This window comes from Variovorax sp. PvP013 (assembly GCF_050435945.1).
Lineage (GTDB): Bacteria > Pseudomonadota > Gammaproteobacteria > Burkholderiales > Burkholderiaceae_C > Variovorax.
The window spans coordinates 160,630-176,615 of the sequence record NZ_JBNDLF010000005.1; the positions used below are offsets into that span (position 1 = coordinate 160,630).

Below are 15,986 nucleotides of genomic sequence, written 5' to 3' on the forward strand. Positions count from 1 at the left end.
GATCCCATGACCGACTGGACGACGATCTGCCGCCTGGAGGACATCCCCGTGCTGGGCTCGCGCCGCGTGGCGCGCCCGGCGGGCGTGGCGGTGGCGGTGTTCCGCACCGCGACCGACGAGGTGTTCGCCCTGCTCGACCGCTGCCCGCACAAGGGTGGACCGCTGTCGCAGGGCATCGTGTTCGGCACCAGCGTGGCCTGCCCGCTGCACAACTGGACCATCGCGCTGGACGACGGCTGCGCCCGCGCGCCCGACGAGGGCTGCGTGCCGCGCTTCGCCTGCCAGGTGGAGGCCGGCGCGGTGCAGCTGGACGCGGCCGAGCTGGCCACCCACGCGCTCGACCTGGCCGCGCCGCGCGCTGGCCCCGGCGCGGCCACGGCCGGCGCGCTGGGCGACGAGAGCTTCGGCGTGCAGGCGCCCCACGGGGGCTGACGCGTCGTGATGTCCCTCCTCCAGCCCCTGGCGCCGGCCCTGGACCTCACCGTCTCGGCTCGCGAGACGCGCTCGACCTGCCCGTACTGCGGCGTCGGCTGCGGCGTGATCATCGAATCCGTCGGCGCGCAGATCACCGGCGTGCGCGGCGACCCGGACCACCCGGCGAACTTCGGCCGCCTGTGCACCAAGGGCTCGACCCTGCACCTGACGGCCGCCGCCGAGGTCACGCGCCAGACGCGCCTGCTGCGGCCGATGCGGCGTCCCTCGCGCGATGCCGCGCCGATGGCCATCGGCTGGAACGACGCGCTCGACGACGCGGCGTCCGAGTTCGCCCGCGTGATCGACGCCCACGGGCGCGACGCGGTCGGCTTCTACATCTCCGGCCAGCTGCTGACGGAGGACTACTACGTCTTCAACAAGCTGGTGAAGGGCCTGATCGGCAGCAACAACCTCGACACCAACTCGCGCCTGTGCATGAGCAGCGCGGTGGCCGGCTACAAGAAGACGCTGGGGGCCGACGCGCCGCCGGCCTGCTACGACGACTTCAACCACGCCGCCTGCCTGTTCATCACCGGCAGCAACACGGCCTGGGCGCACCCGATCCTGTTCCGCCGCATCGAGGACGCCAAGCGCGCCAACCCGGCGATGAAGATCGTGGTGGTGGACCCGCGGCGCACCGACACCTGCGAGATCGCCGACCTGCACCTGGCGATCCAGCCCGGCACCGACGTGATGCTGGCGCACGGCATGCTGCACCTGATGCTGTGGGAAGGCTGGACCAAGCCCGACTACATCGCCGCCCACACCAGCGGCTTCGACGCCCTGCGCGCGCTGGTGCGCGACTGCACGCCCGAGCGCGTCGCGCAGGTCTGCGGCATCGCGGCCGAGGACCTGCTGGAGGCCGCGCGGCTGTTCGCGACCTCCGCCGCGACGTTGAGCCTGTACTGCCAGGGCCTGAACCAGTCGTCCTCCGGCACGGCCAAGAACGCCGCGCTGGTGAACCTGCACCTGGCGACGGCGCAGATCGGCCGCCCGGGCGCGGGCCCGTTCTCGCTCACCGGCCAGCCCAACGCGATGGGCGGGCGCGAGGTCGGCGGCATGGCCAACCTGCTGGGCGGCCATCGCGACATGGCCAACGCGGACCACCGCGCCGAGGTCGCCGCGCTGTGGGGCGTGGCCGACGTGCCGGCCGCGCCGGGCAAGACGGCGGTGGAGATGTTCGAGGCCGCGGCCGACGGCCAGATCAAGGCGCTGTGGATCTCCTGCACCAACCCGGCCCAGTCGATGCCCGACCAGGCCACGGTGCGGCGCGCGCTGGAGCGCTGCGAGTTCGTGGTGGTGCAGGAGGCCTTCGCCACCACCGCCACCTGCGCCTACGCCGACCTGCTGCTGCCGGCCACCACCTGGGGCGAAAAGGTCGGCACGGTCACCAACAGCGAGCGGCGCATCTCGCGCGTGCGGCCGGCCGTGGCCGCGCCGGGCGAGGCGCGGCACGACTGGTCGGCCGTGGCCGACTTCGCGCGGCGGCTGGAGCGCAAGCTGCCGGCGGTCGCGTCGACCACCCTGTTCCCCTACGCCCTGGACGACGCGGCCGGCGCCGAGGCGATCTGGCGCGAGCACCGCGAATCGACGCGCGGGCGCGATCTGGACATCACGGGCCTGTCGTGGGCGATGCTCGACGCGCTCGGCCCGCAGCAGTGGCCCTTGCCCGAAGGCGCCGCGCGCGGCCGCGAGCGGCTCTACGAGGACGGCGTGTTCCCGACGCCCGATGGCCGCGCGCGCTTCCACGTCGCGCCCTACAAGCCCGTGGCCGAGGCGCGCGAGGCGCGCTTCCCGTTCTCGCTGAACACCGGGCGCCTGCGCGACCAGTGGCATGGCATGAGCCGCACCGGCACGCTCGGGCGCCTGTTCGGCCACGTCCCGGAGCCCGTCGTGCAGATGAATCCGCAGGACCTGGCGCGGCGCCAGCTCAAGGACGGCGATCTGGTCCACGTCACCTCGCGCCGCGGCTCGGTCGTGATCCCGGTGCAGTCGAGCCCGGAGGTCGGCCTGAGCCAGGCCTTCATCGCCATGCACTGGGGCGCCGAATACCTCGGCGGCCGCTCCGGCGCGGGCGAGGCCATCGCGGGCGTCAACGCATTGACCACGCCGGCCTACTGCCCCGACTCCAAGCAGCCCGAGCTCAAGCACGCGGCCGTGAAGATCCTCAAGGCCGAGCTGCCCTGGGGCCTGCTGGCGATGGCCTGGCTGCCGGCCGACCGCGCGCTGGCGGTGGAACGTTCGCTGCGCGCGCTGATGCCGCGCTTCGAGTTCGCGAGCTGCGTGCCCTTCGGCACCGGCGGCGCGCTGGTCGCCGGCGCCGACGCCGCCGTCGAGCGCACCGGCATCCTGCTGCGCGCCGCCGCGCACGAGGCGCCGGACGACGCACTGCTCCAGCAGGTCGAGGACCTGCTCGGCCTGGCCGGCGCCGACACCCTGCGCTACGTCGACGCGCGCCACGGCCAGCGCCGCGCGGCGCGCCTGGTGCGCACCGGCGACGGCCAGGAAGCGCACCTCGAAGGCTTCCTGCTGGGCGGCGACGTCCGCGCCGAGGCCTGGATCCGCACCCTGCTGCAGGAGCAGCTGCCGGCGCAGACCTTCGGCCGACTGCTGCTGCGCCCGGGCGCGACTGCGCCGGCCGGCGTCGCCGCGCGCGGCAAGATCGTCTGCAGCTGCTTCGGCATCACCGAGACCGCCATCGCCGGCACCCTGGCGCGATGCGCGGGCTCGGACAAGGAGCGCCTGGTCGCGCTGCAGGGCGAACTCAAGTGCGGCACCAACTGCGGCTCCTGCATCCCCGAACTCCAGCGCATGGTGCGCGCCACCGCGAGCGCCGCGACGCCACCGGTCGCGCTGCCGGTGTCGGGCTGAGCGCCGATCCGCCCGGCCCCCACGCCCCACGCCCCACGCCCCAGAATTTCCAAGAACGACGTTTCCACGATGACCGCTCCGACCTTCTCCTCTTCCGCCGCCCTCGGCACCTGCACCCTGGTGGGCGCCGGCCCCGGCGACCCCGAGCTGCTGACCCTCAAGGCCGTCAAGGCCATCGGCGCGGCCACCGTGCTGTTCGTCGACGACCTGGTGAACGACGCCATCGTCGCGGCCTACGCCCGCCCCGGCGCGCGCATCGTCCACGTGGGCAAGCGCGGCGGCTGCAAGAGCACGCCCCAGGCCTTCATCGAGAAACTCATGATCACCGCCGTGCGCGAGGGCGAGACGGTGGTGCGCCTGAAGGGCGGCGACCCGTTCATCTTCGGCCGCGGCGGCGAGGAGGTCGAGCACCTGCGCGAGGCCGGCATCGAGGCCACGGTGGTCAACGGCATCACCGCCGGGCTGGCCGCCGTGACGTCCCTGGGCGTGCCGCTCACGCACCGCGATCACGCCCAGGGCGTCGTCTTCGTCACCGGTCACGCCAAGACCGGCGCGGCGGCGCCGCAGGACCCGACCGACTGGCGCGCGCTGGCGGCCACCGCGCGCGACGCGCGGCTCACGCTGGTGATCTACATGGGCGTGGCGGGGGCCTCGCACATCCAGGCCGAGCTGCTGCACGGCCTGCCGGGGGACACGCCGGTGGCGGTGATCCAGCACGCGAGCCTGCCGACGCAGCGCCACGTCGCCACGACGCTGGCGCGCCTGGGCGTGTCGATCGTGCAGGCCGGACTGGGCAGCCCGTCGGTGATCGTCGTGGGCGACGTGCTGCACGGCCTGGCGGCCGCGGCGCTCCCGGCCGCCCGCTTCGGAACCTGAAAAACAACGCAAGGAGGAACCCCATGACCACCCTGATCAAAGCCGCCGAACTCTGGATCCCCGACGCGGACGGCCAGCTCCTCGAACTCGCGGGCGGGCTCTACGGCGCCGCCGCCGCCTTCGGTTTCCTCAGCCGGGGCATGTGCTTCGGCCGCGGCGAGGGCCTGCCGGGCATGGCCTGGGAGGAACGGCGGCCGATCCTGCTGAAGGACCTGCAGACCGGCCCGTTCCGCCGCGCCGAGGCGGCGCGCGAGGCCGGCCTGAGCTGCGCCGTGGCGCACCCGGTGTTCGTCGACCAGCAATGCAAGGCCGTGGTGCTGCTGTTCTGCGGCGACGTGCAGGCCGAGGTCGGCGCCGTCGAGCTGTGGCGCAACGACCCGCGCGTGACGCCCGACATGACCCTGGCCGACGGCTACTACGGCGCCACGCCGGGCGGCTTCGAGGCGGCGTCGAGCGACACCTATCTGGAACGCGGCACGGGGCTGCCGGGCCTGGCCTGGCAGCACGAGGCCTCGGTGTACTTCGCCGACCTGTCGAACGCGGCCGCCTTCCCGCGCGCCGCCGCCGCCGCATCGGCCGGCATCCGCAGCGGCATGGCCTTCCCCTGCCCGGTGCCGGGCCGCGAGAACTACGCGGTCAGCTTCCTCTGGCCGGCGACCGTCCCGGCGGCGCTGCGGGTCGAGAGCTGGGTCGCCCCCGTCGCGGACGGCGCCGGCACCGTGCCCACCCTCGCCTACGGCTTCGACGCCGAGGGCGCGACGGCATCGTCGTCACCGGCGGGCCCCGCGCCCGCCGACGTCGTCCTGCAGGCCCTGGCCACCGGCCTGCCCGGCATCGCCCCGACGTCCGGCCCGGGCTACCACGGCGTGCTCGCCCTGCCGATCGCCATCGACGGCGTGGTGACCGAGGTGTTGGCGTTCACGCTATGACCCGTCGCCCTGGCAGACCCGTCGAGCGCTGTCTGTCCGGGTATGTACGTGTGAAATAAGCACGTTTTCCGCGCCGGATATTTTTAGTATCCGGAGCATGCGCTCCGCCCCTTTCCGGCCTTCCGTCCAGCGACAGGCCCTCGTCCGAACCGCCCGCGCTGGCGGTTTCGTTACTTCCTGTTTCGAATACACCGGGTAAACCCTGCGATTTGAGGCCTAAAGACTTCCTAAAATTTATTCAAGTTGAATTAATTAATAGCGCTTGCGTACCGTCGGTACTCTGATGCGCCCCAGGAGACACCCCGTGATTTCAGAAGGCCCCGGTCGAGGCGCGAACTCGAACAGCCTGCGTCTCTACAACGAGCGCACGCTGCTGCAGCGGCTGCGCCGTGCGGGCGAGGCCTCGAAGGCCGACCTGGCGCGCTGGGCCAAGCTCACCAACACCGCCGTCGGCAGCATCGTGCAGTCGCTGGAGGACGCACAGCTCATCGAGCCGGCCGGCCGCCGCCAGGACGGCCAGCGCGGCCAGCCCGCCGGGCTCTACCGCATCAACCACGAAGGCGCCTACGGCATCGGCGTGCGCCTGGACCGCACCAGCATCGAGAGCGTGCTGATCGACCTGGGCGGCAACATCCTGGCGCGCGAGTCGCACGACCTGCTGCTGCCCGACCCCGAGCGCGCCCTGGCCATCGTGCGCAAGGACGTCGCGCGCCTGCTGACCGTGCTGGACGCCGGCCAGCGCCGCCGCTTCATGGGCGTGGGCCTGGCCCAGCCCTACAACCTGGGCAGCTGGCTGCGCGAGCTGGACCTGAAGGCCGACTTCCGCGTCTGGGACGAGGTCGACTTCGGCGCGATGCTCGGCCAGGCCGTGCATCACCCGGTGTTCCGCGAGAACGACGGCAACGCCGCCGCCATCGCCGAGCTGTTCTTCGGCGTCGGGCGCGAGGAGAGCGACTTCCTCTACGTCTTCATCGGTCCGGCGCTGGGCGCGGGCGCGGTGATGGGCGGCGAGAGCCTGCGCGGGGCCACCGGCAACGCGGCCGATCTCGGCCTGATGCCGGTGCCCGCGAGCCTGCTGGACTCGGCGCCGCCGGCCGAGCGGCGCTGGGACATCCTGCTGTCGCGCGCCTCGCTCAACTCGCTCTCGCGCCACCTGCGCCACCACGGCGTCGAGGTGCGCGGCAACGGCGACCTCGAAGCCTGCGTCAAGGCCGGCCGCGCCGAGCTCAACGAGTGGCTCGACGACTGCGTCGACGCGCTGGTGCCCTCGATCCGCGCCACGCTGGCCGTGCTGGACCTGCCGGTGGTCGTGATCGACTGCGACATCGACGGCGGCCTGGTGGGCGAGCTGCTGCGCCGCGTCGACGCCGGCCTGCGCCTGATCGCCCCCGAGGCGCGCCAGACGCCGCGCCTGCTGCGCGGCAGCTTCCGGGCCGACGCCGGCGCCATCGGCGCGGCGAGCCTGCCGATGTTCTTCAATTTCTCGCCCCGCGCCGACGTGCTGCGCGGGCGCTCGCACCGCCACCCACTGGAGACGACTCATGCCTGAACCCACGGCCGCGCTGCTGGAGCTGCGCAAGATCTCGAAGACCTTTCCCGGCGTGAAAGCGCTGCGCGACGTGCGCCTGAAGGCGCGCGCCGGCCACATCCACGCCCTGATGGGCGAGAACGGCGCGGGCAAGTCGACGCTCATGAAAGTGCTCTCGGGCGCCTACATGCCCGACGCCGGCGCCGAGATCCTGATCGACGGCAAGCTGGTCCACATCGACGGCCCGCTGGCGGCCAAGAACCTGGGCGTGTCGGTGATCTACCAGGAACTCAGCCTGGCGCCCAACCTGTCGGTGGCCGAGAACATCTACATGGGCCGGCCGCTGCGCAAGGCCGGCCTGGTCGACCGTACCGGCATGACCCGCGCCTGCGAGGCCACGCTCGTGCGCCTGGGCGCCGACTTCGGCCCCACCACGCGGGTGGAGACGCTGTCGATCGCCCAGCGCCAGCTGGTGGAGATCGCCCGCGCGGTGCACTTCGACTGCCGCATCCTGGTGATGGACGAGCCGACCACGCCGCTGTCGACGCACGAGACCGACCGCCTGTTCGTGCTCATCCGCCGCCTGCGCGACGAGGGCATGGCGATCCTCTACATCAGCCACCGCATGGACGAGATCGACGAGCTGGCCGACGAGGTGACGGTGCTGCGCGACGGCACCTACGTCGGCACGCTCGACCGGGCCGAGCTGACGCGCGACAAGCTGGTCAAGATGATGGTCGGGCGCGACCTCTCGGGCTTCTACCGCAAGGAGGGCTCGGGTCACCACACCGGCGAGAAGGCCCTGACCGTGACCGGCCTGGCCGACGGCCGCCGCGTGCACGGCTGCAGCTTCGAGCTGCACGCCGGCGAGGTGCTGGGCCTGGCCGGCCTGGTGGGCGCCGGGCGCACCGAGCTCGCCCGCCTGATCTTCGGCGCCGACCCGCGCACCGCCGGCCAGGTCTCGCTCAACGGCAGCGGCAAGGTGCTCGACATCCAGCAGCCGATCGACGCCATCCGCTCGGGCATCCTCTACCTCACCGAGGACAGGAAGGGCCAGGGCCTGTTCCTCGACCTCTCGGTGCGCGACAACATCAACGTGATGGTCTGCCCGAGCGACGCCGGCGCCGGCGGCGTGATGGACGGCAAGCGCGCCGTCCGGCGCGCGAACGACGCCATCGACCAGCTCTCCATCCGCGTGCCCTCCTCCAAGGTCAACGTCGGCTCGCTCTCGGGCGGCAACCAGCAGAAGGTGCTGCTCGCGCGGCTGCTGGAGCTGGGTCCGCGCGTGCTGATCCTGGACGAGCCCACGCGCGGCGTGGACATCGGCGCCAAGAGCGAGATCTACCGCCTGATCGACGAGCTGGCGCGCCGCGGCGTCGCCGTGCTGGTGATCTCCAGCGAGCTGGCCGAGGTCGTGGGCATCTGCGACCGCGTCATCGTGATGCGCGAGGGCCACCTCGTCGGCGAGGTCGGCGGCACGAGCGGCCACGCGATCAGCCAGGAGAACATCGTCGCGCTGGCCACCGGCGCCGACGTGCTCCAGGCGCCGGTGCTGCACTGACGCCCCCGCCGCCGTCCCGATCCATTTCCCCCGATTCCCGATCCCAGTCCCTGTCCCCAACGACATCGAAGACACCACCGGAGACCCCCATGACCGAACACACCTCCAACGCCCTGACCGGGGTGGAAGCCGCCACCACGCCCTCGAGCCCGCCGCCCGAACCGCGCATGAGCAGCGCCTCCACCGGCAAGGACTTCATCCGCGCGCTGGGCATGCTGCCGGTGCTGGTGCTGCTGTGCATCGGCTTCGCCGTGGGCACCGAGAGCTTCCTGAGCGTGCAGAACTTCTCCATCATGACGCAGCAGGCCTCGATCAACATCGTGCTGGCCGCGGGCATGACCTTCGTCATCCTGACCGGCGGCATCGACCTGTCGGTAGGCTCGATCCTGGCGGCCTCGGCCGTGGTGGCGATGCTGGTGTCGAACATCCCCGAGTTCGGCATGCTGGGCATCGTCGCGGGCCTGGCCTGCGGCCTGCTCTTCGGCCTCATCAACGGCGTGCTGATCGCCTTCGTGAAGCTGCCCTCGTTCATCGTCACGTTGGGCTCGCTCACGGCGGTGCGCGGCATCGCGCGGCTGATCGGCAACGACGCCACCATCTCCAATCCCAACCTGCCCTTCGCCTTCATGGGCGACGGCGAGGTGCTGGGCGTCCCGTCGCTGGTGATCATCGCCTTCGTGGTGGTGGCGCTGTCGTGGTTCATCCTGCGCCGCACGGTGCTGGGCCTGAACATCTACTCCGTCGGCGGCAACCCCGAGGCGGCGCGCCTGGCCGGCATCAAGGTCTGGGCGGTGCTGCTGTTCGTCTACTGCACCTCGGGCCTGCTCTCGGGCCTGGGCGGCGTGATGGCCTCGGCCCGCCTCCAGTCGGCCAACGGCCTGCAGCTGGGCGCCTCCTACGAACTCGACGCCATCGCGGCGGTCATCCTCGGCGGCACCAGCTTCGTCGGCGGCACCGGCTCCATCCTGGGCACGCTGATCGGCGCGCTGATCATCGCGGTGCTGACCAACGGCCTGATCCTGATGGGCGTCTCCGACATCTGGCAGTACATCGTCAAGGGCCTGGTGATCATCGGCGCCGTGGCGCTCGACAGCTACCGCCGCCGCGGCTCGGCCAGGACCTGAGCCCCCTTCGTTCCTTTCCTCTTCTTCATTTCCGTTCCCGTTTCACTAGGAGACTTTCCGTGCGCAAAACCATCCTCGCCCTGACCGTGATCGCCGCCGCCATCGCGGCCCCCGCCGTGCAGGCGCAGAACAAGCCGATCAAGAACGTCGGCATCACGCTCGGCTCGCTGGGCAATCCCTTCTTCGTCTCGCTGGCCAAGGGCGCCGAAGCCAAGGTCAAGCAGCTCAACCCGTCGGCCAAGGTCACCATGCTGTCGGCCGACTACGAACTCAACAAGCAGTTCTCGCAGATCGACGGCTTCATCGCCGCCGGCACCGACCTGATCCTGGTCAACGCCGTCGACGCCAAGGCCATCGAGCCGGCGCTGGTGAAGGCCAAGAAGGCCGGCATCGTGGTGGTGGGCGTGGACGTGGCGGCCAACGGCGCCGACGCGACCGTGCAGACCAACAACGTGCAGGCCGGCGAGATCGCCTGCCAGTTCATCGTCGACAAGATCGGCGGCAAGGGCAACGTCATCATCCAGAACGGCCCGCAGGTCTCGGCCGTGATCGACCGCGTCAACGGCTGCAAGTCGGTGCTCAAGAAGAGCCCGGACATCAAGGTGCTGTCGGACGACCAGGACGGCAAGGGCTCGCGCGAAGGCGGCCTGAACGTGATGCAGAACCACCTCACGCGCTTCCCCAAGATCGACGCCGTGTTCGCCATCAACGACCCGCAGGCCGTGGGCATCGACCTCGCCGCGCGCCAGCTCAAGCGCAAGGGCATCGTCATCACCTCGGTCGACGGCGCGCCGGACATCGAGACCGCGCTCAAGGGCGACACCCAGGTGCAGGCTTCCGCCAGCCAGGACCCCTACGCCATCGCGCAGAAGGCGGTCGAGCTCGGCCAGGACATCATCAACGGCAAGAAGCCGGCCAACCCGATGACGCTGCTGCCCTCGACGCTGATCACGCGCGACAACGTCAAGGACTACAAGGGCTGGTCGTCGCCGCGCTGAGCGCCGCCCGGACCCCCTCGTCGAATCGTTCATACACAACCCAGGGAGGACGGCCATGTTCGTGGTCTGCGGTGAAGCACTGATGGATGTCTACACGGGCGCGCGGACGCCCACCGGCCTGACGCTCGATGCGCGCATCGGCGGCTCGCCGCTCAACGTGGCGCAGGGACTGGCCCGGCTCGGACGGCCGGTGGCCTTCCTCACCGGACTGTCGAGCGACGCCATCGGCGAGCGCCTGATGGAGTCCCTCGCCGCCGAGGGCGTCGACACCTCGCTGGTGCTGCGCAACGACGCGCCCAGCACCATCAGCATGGTGCTGGTCGACGCGCTGGGCGTGCCGCGCTATGCCTTCCACGGCGACGGCGCGGCCGACCGGCAGATCACCAACGAGACCCTGCCGGCGCTGCCCGAGGCCACGCGCGCCCTGCAGTTCGGCTCCTACGCGCTCGCGGTCGAGCCGGTGGGCAGCGCCCTGCGCGCCCTGGCCGCCCGCGAACGCGACCGTCGGCTCGTGGCGTACGACCTGAACGTGCGCCTGAACGTCGAACCCGACATCGCGCACTGGCGCGGCGTCGTCGAATACATGGTCCAGTTCGCCCACGTGCTCAAGACGAGCGACGAGGACCTGGACCTGCTCTACCCGAACGAGACGCCCGAGGCCGTGGCCGCGCGCTGGCTCGACCAGGGCGCCGCGCTGGTCATCGTGACGCGCGGCCCGCACGGCGCCACCGCCTGGACGCGCACGACCAGCGTCACCGCGCCGTCGCCGCGCACCGAGGTGGTCGACACCGTGGGCGCGGGCGACACCTTCCAGGCCGCGTTCCTGACCTGGCTCGACGAGCACGACCTGCTGACGGCCGCCGCCGTCGCCGCGCTCGACGCCGCCCGGCTCGAGGCCATGCTGCGCTTCGCCGCGCGCGCGGCGTCGATCACCTGCTCGCGCCGCGGCGCCGACATGCCACGTCGGGGCGAGCTGGACTGACCCCGCGCGGCGCGCGGGCGTCGTGGGTGGGGGTCACAATGGGCCTCGCACACGGAGGACCCGCCATGACCCGCTTCGTCGACGTACCGACCATGTCGCGGCTGATCGAATCGATCGGCCTGCGCACCTTCATCGGCGAGCTCGCCGATGCCATCCACGCCGACTTCCTGCGCTGGGACGACTTCGACAAGTCGGCGCGCACCGCCAGCCATTCCGAGGGCGGCGTCATCGAGCTGATGCCCGTCGCCGGCCCCGACACCTACGCCTTCAAGTACGTCAACGGCCATCCGCGCAACACCGCGCGCGGTCTCGGCACGGTGATGGCCTTCGGCGTGCTGGCCGAGGTCGGGACCGGCTATCCGGTGCTGCTGTCCGAACTCACCGTCGCCACCGCGCTGCGCACCTGCGCGACCTCGCTGGTGGCCGCGCGCGCGCTGGCGCGGCCCGACGCGCGCCGCATGGCGCTCATCGGCAACGGCGCGCAGAGCGAGTTCCAGGCGCTGGCCTTCCACCTTCATCGGGGCATCGACGAGATCGCGGTGTACGACGTCGACCCGTCGGCCACCGACCGGCTGGTGCGCAACCTCGCGCCCTGGAGCGCCCTGCGCGTCGTGCGCTGCGGCTCGACCGCCGAGGCCGTGCGCGGCGCCGACATCGTCACCACCGTGACGGCCGACAAGGCCTACGCCACCATCCTCACGCCGGAGATGATCGAGCCGGGCATGCACGTCAACGCCGTGGGCGGCGACTGCCCCGGCAAGACCGAACTGCACGCCGACGTGCTGCGCGGTGCCCGCGTGGTCGTCGAGTACGAGCCGCAGACCCGCATCGAGGGCGACATCCAGCAGCTGCCGGCCGATTTTCCGGTGGTCGACCTCTGGCGCGTGCTCGCCGGCACCGTGCCCGGGCGGCAGGACGCGCGGCAGGTCACGGTGTTCGACTCGGTCGGCTTCGCGCTGGAGGACTATTCGACCCTGCGCTACGTGCGGGCGCAGGCCGAGCGGCGCGACCTGGGCACGACGATCGACCTGGTGCCGGCGGCCGGGGACCCGAAGGACCTGTTCCGCCACACCCGCGGCGATGGCGGCGGCGGCGGCGCCGCGACCGTCCGGACCGTTCCCCCCGCCTCAGCCGACGTCCAGCGAGGTGGTGTGCTTGGCCGCGTCGCCGTCGTCGACGTCGCCCAGGTCGATGGTGAAGCAGGTGCCCCGGCCCACCGTCGAGCGCACCTGGATGCGGGCGTTGAGCACCTTTGACAGGCGCGCGACGATCGACAGGCCCAGCCCCATGCCGTCGACCGCCGGCGCGTCGGGGCGGTCGACGCGATAGAACTCCTGGAAGATGCGGTCGATGTCCTGCGCCGGGATGCCCAGGCCCTGGTCCCAGACCTGCACGCGCACGCCGCCGTCGTGGCGGCGGGCGGCCAGCAGGATCTTCCGGCCCGGCGGGCTGTACTTGATGGCGTTGCCCACCACGTTGCCGATCATGCGCTGCAGCCGCACCGAGTCGCTGCGGATCACGGTGGCGACGCCGCGCACGCGCAGCTCGATGCCCCGGGCGGCGGCCAGCGGGCCGAACTGGACCCCCAGGCTGTCGAGCAGCTCGGCGGTGCGCACCTTCTCCACCTGCAGGATCACTTGGCCGCTGTCGAGGTTGGCGAGGTCGAACAGCGACTCGAACATGTGCTTGACCGCCTGGGTGGCGGTGGCGATCTTGGGCGCGAGTTCCGCCTGCATCTCGGGGTAGGCGATCAGGTGCTCGGCGTAGAGCGACAGCGCCATGACCGGCTGGCGCATGTCGTGCGCGGCGGCGGCCAGGAAGCGGTCCTTGGTCTCGACGGCGGCGCGGGCCTCGTGCTCCTTCTGCTGGATGTCGTACTGCAGGCCGGACTGCTCCGTCTGGTTCTGGTGGATGCCCAGACCGTAGTGGCCCAGCAGCCACCAGTAGAAGACCGAGATGCCCAGCAGCAGGTAGTGCGGCACCTCGGTGGCCGCCTCGCGCGTCGCCGTCATCACCAGGACGACGCCGACGACGATGGCGAACAGGGTGTTGGTGTAGATCCGCTGCAGGCGCGGCACCAGGGCCACGCTGGTCAGCGGCGCGGAGGCGGCGCAGGCCAGCACCAGCCAGCAACCGAGCTGGTTGTAGACCGGGATGCGGTCGAAGCTGAAGACCAGCGAGAAGCCCCAGAGCGCGCCGTGCGCGCCGTAGATCGGCCGCATGGTGCGCACGAAACCCGCCTGCGCCGCGTCGTCGTCGAACGCTCCGCTGCGCAGATAGCGCACCTCCGCGCGCTGGCGCACCGCGATGATCGACAGTCCGGTGAGCAGCCACGCCAGCAGCGCCGGGGCGGCGGCGTGGCCCCAGCAGCAGATCACGAAGATCGTCATCAGCGCGCCGCCGACGTTCTGGCGGAAACGGCTGCCACGCAGGAAGATCGTCAGCAGGCCGGTCTGGATCGCCCGCTCGCGCTCGCGGGAAGGGGACGGCACCGATGCAGCCGCCGGTGCCGGCGGCGTCGCGACGGCGTCGGGACCCGCCTCCGGCGCCGACGTCCGGATCGCCCGGACACCGTGGGTCATGGCGTCGATGGGCTGCAGCGCGGAGTCCGAGGTGAAACGCGGCTGCAGTCCGAAGAAGCCGAAGTGCCGTCTGTTCGATGAAAGGCGGAATCGCACGAAAAAATGAAGGATGGGTGCCGGGGCGTCGCCCGACCTGGAAGGATTGTCAATGCGCCGAACGACGCAGCGGTTCACCAACCGCCATCCTTGCAAAAAAATGTGTCCCAACGTTCATTTGGCGCATTTCGGCCCCGTGATCGATAAGGGTTTCCACCGGATCGCCGATGCGGCGACCCGCCGACTCGATCCCTTCCTTCAGCGGCAGCTGAAGCTCGCCGCGTCCTCCAAACTGCCGCTGCCGTTGTACGTCGCGACCTGCGGGTACGGGCACAGCGGCCGGGTGCGGCCGGGCCAGGGCGCCGTCGCGCCGGCGCGGGCGACGATGCGGTCGGGCGCGACGCCCTTCTCCACCCAGTCGGCCAGCGGCGTCAGGGCGTCGTACACGTCGGTCGACGGCCCCCCCGAGGCCGAGCAGTGGTTCATGCCCGGCACCAGGAACAGCCGCGCGAAATCCCGCGTCGCGGCGTCGCCGCCGTTGGCCGCCGCGAGTTTCTGGACGTAGTCGATCGAGTCGTTGGCCGAGAAGATCGGGTCGCTGGTGCCGTGGACGATCAGCATCTTGCCGCCGCGCTGCCGGAAGGCGCCGACGTCGGTCGAGGTGGTGTTGTAGCTCGCCGCGTAGGCGTCCATGCGGGCCGGGTCGGTGTCGAAGTTGAAGGTGGTGATGTCGAAGGTCGGCGCGGGCGGCGTGAAGAACTCCTTGAGCATCGCGTCGGTGGCGATGAGCGTGTAGTTGCGCGCGTTGGGCGTCGCCGTGGTGGAGGTGCCCAGGCGCCAGTTGCGCCAGTCGGCGCCCTTGATGCCGGCGTCCCACGGCCAGCTGGCGTAGAGCGACCGGCCGGCCGAGTCCTTCGGACCGGCGAAGTCCCGCTTCAGCGCGCCGACCTGGTCGGCCGACAGGCAGGCGTCGGTCTTCGCGCCGGTGCACTGCAGCACGGCGGGGTCGAAGACGCAGGCCGACGGGTTGACGCCGACGATGCCGTCGGCGGCGCCGTCCTGCGCGTCGCATTGCCGGACGATGGCGTCCGAGACCAGCGTCAGGTCCTGGCTGGACAAGGCGCGGCTGAGGATGCGCCGGCCGCTGGCGGCGTCCACCGGCGCGATGGCGTCGTACGTGCGCACGCTCCAGGTCGACGCCACCGAGGCTTCCTTGGCGACCTTGATGGCCGGCGCGTTGGCTGCCACGCCGTCGAAGTACGCCGGGAAGCGCTGCGGGAACAGCAGCGCCTGCCGGCCGCCGCCGGAGCAGCCGACGAAGTACGAGCGGTCCGGCCCACGCCCGTAGGCCCGGCCGATCAGGTCCTTGGCCGCCACGGTCACGCGGTCGTAGGCGGCGTAGGCGTGGTCGATGCGCGCCTGCGGGTCGAGGCCGAAGCTGGCGTCGGTCACCTGGTGCCCGGCGTCGGTGGTGACGACCGCGTAGCCCTTGGCCAGGGCGCTGGTCTGCAGCGCCGCCGACGAGGCGTCGTTGCCGGCCAGCGCGCCGATCGCGAGACGCACCACGCCGTCGTTGCCGCCACCGCCCTGGAAGGCGAAGCGCCCGTTCCAGGTCTTGGGCAGGCGCAGCTCGAAGCCGGTGTAGTAGGCCTTGCCGTCGACGCCGGTGCGCGGGTTCATGCGGCCCTGCACCACGCAGTGCGCCGGCAACGTGACGCCGTTGATGACGGTGCCCTGCGCCACCGTCGCGCTGGTCAGCGTGGTGTCCGCGAGCCGCGCGCCGGCGAGCGCCTCGCACTCGCCCACGAGGCTGGAGGTGGTCGGCAGCGGCGCCGGACGCGGCGCGTCGTCGCCACCGCCGCCGCAGGCGCACAGCGCGGCCGCGGCCAGGGCGGCGGCGGAGGATCGGAATGTGGGGAAGGTCATGGGTTGCGTCTCCGGATGTTCGTTGTCGGCGCACGTTACGGCGCGAGTTCCGCGGCGCCGGTCATCCGAGAAGATGACAGCGCGCTCGTGCGCCGTCTC

General features: G+C 71.6%; 11 protein-coding genes and 1 pseudogene. 10 read left to right on the top strand and 2 right to left on the bottom strand.

Annotated features, from left to right (window positions below):
* The first annotated feature begins 6 nt into the window (after positions 1-6).
* The 10 genes from nirD (at position 7) to ABID77_RS15710 (ending at position 12,599) form a co-directional block, all read left to right on the top strand.
* Positions 7-432 (top strand): nitrite reductase small subunit NirD, encoded by a 426-nt coding sequence (gene nirD, locus ABID77_RS15665; protein WP_429597769.1) that lies wholly within the window; start codon positions 7-9, stop codon positions 430-432.
* A 9-nt stretch (positions 433-441) separates the two neighbouring features.
* The gene (locus tag ABID77_RS15670) at positions 442-3,345 is read left to right on the top strand and encodes a molybdopterin-dependent oxidoreductase (RefSeq protein WP_429597771.1); all 2,904 of its coding nucleotides are present in this window, start codon (positions 442-444) and stop codon (positions 3,343-3,345) included.
* 69 nt (positions 3,346-3,414) lie between these two features.
* Positions 3,415-4,221 (top strand): uroporphyrinogen-III C-methyltransferase, encoded by an 807-nt coding sequence (gene cobA / locus ABID77_RS15675; RefSeq protein WP_429597773.1) that lies wholly within the window; start codon positions 3,415-3,417, stop codon positions 4,219-4,221.
* A gap of 23 nt (positions 4,222-4,244) precedes the next feature.
* Positions 4,245-5,150 carry a GAF domain-containing protein gene (locus tag ABID77_RS15680; protein ID WP_429597775.1) on the top strand — a complete coding sequence of 302 codons (906 nt, stop codon included), beginning with the start codon at positions 4,245-4,247 and terminating at the stop codon, positions 5,148-5,150.
* Positions 5,151-5,454: 304 nt separating this feature from the next.
* On the top strand, positions 5,455-6,699 hold the full coding sequence (locus tag ABID77_RS15685; protein ID WP_429597777.1) for an ROK family protein: 1,245 nt from the start codon (positions 5,455-5,457) through the stop codon (positions 6,697-6,699).
* Entirely contained in the window at positions 6,692-8,239 is a 1,548-nt protein-coding gene (locus tag ABID77_RS15690; protein WP_429597779.1) for a sugar ABC transporter ATP-binding protein, read from the top strand. Before ABID77_RS15685 ends, ABID77_RS15690 begins: the two co-directional genes overlap by 8 nt.
* A gap of 167 nt (positions 8,240-8,406) precedes the next feature.
* Positions 8,407-9,363: an ABC transporter permease subunit gene (locus ABID77_RS15695; protein ID WP_429597895.1), complete on the top strand. Its 957-nt coding sequence runs from the start codon at positions 8,407-8,409 to the stop codon at positions 9,361-9,363.
* Positions 9,364-9,443: 80 nt separating this feature from the next.
* Positions 9,444-10,361, top strand: coding sequence for an ABC transporter substrate-binding protein (locus ABID77_RS15700; protein WP_429597897.1), 918 nt, complete (start codon positions 9,444-9,446; stop codon positions 10,359-10,361).
* A gap of 55 nt (positions 10,362-10,416) precedes the next feature.
* Positions 10,417-11,343, top strand: coding sequence for a carbohydrate kinase family protein (locus tag ABID77_RS15705; protein ID WP_429597781.1), 927 nt, complete (start codon positions 10,417-10,419; stop codon positions 11,341-11,343).
* 65 nt (positions 11,344-11,408) lie between these two features.
* Positions 11,409-12,599 carry an ornithine cyclodeaminase gene (locus ABID77_RS15710; protein ID WP_429597783.1) on the top strand — a complete coding sequence of 397 codons (1,191 nt, stop codon included), beginning with the start codon at positions 11,409-11,411 and terminating at the stop codon, positions 12,597-12,599.
* Here the strand turns inward: ABID77_RS15710 and ABID77_RS15715 are convergent.
* Positions 12,588-13,925 (bottom strand): annotated as a pseudogene (locus ABID77_RS15715) (sensor histidine kinase); the annotation flags it as partial. The gene ABID77_RS15710 and the pseudogene ABID77_RS15715 sit on opposite strands and share 12 nt — an antisense overlap.
* Positions 13,926-14,219: 294 nt before the next feature.
* Entirely contained in the window at positions 14,220-15,887 is a 1,668-nt protein-coding gene (locus tag ABID77_RS15720; RefSeq protein WP_429597785.1) for a tannase/feruloyl esterase family alpha/beta hydrolase, read from the bottom strand.
* Positions 15,888-15,986 lie beyond the last annotated feature (99 nt).